At 27.5% G+C, this 236-nt stretch carries 1 pseudogene; it reads right to left on the reverse strand.

Features of this window, described 5'->3' with window-relative positions:
- A pseudogene (locus tag ELQ11_RS09850) lies at positions 1 to 236 on the reverse strand (hypothetical protein); the annotation flags it as partial.

Raw genomic sequence — 236 nt, forward strand, 5'->3', positions numbered from 1 at the left:
AAATGTTTTCCTGTGCTAGTTTGCATTATGTAATCACTATCTTGGATATTTTCTTTAAAATATTCAAGCTCATCATCAACTTCTTCTTTTTTAATAAATGCAAATTGTTCTTTACCGCCCTTGCCTATTATGGATATTTTTAAAATTTCATCATCAACTTCTTCAAAATCACAAAGTTTTACATTTAAAGCTTCAGAAATTCTAAGTCCTCCATAAAGCATAAGTTTTATCAGTAA

The organism is Campylobacter sp. US50a, from assembly GCF_004379015.1.
In the GTDB taxonomy this organism is placed as follows: Bacteria; Campylobacterota; Campylobacteria; order Campylobacterales; family Campylobacteraceae; genus Campylobacter_D; species Campylobacter_D jejuni.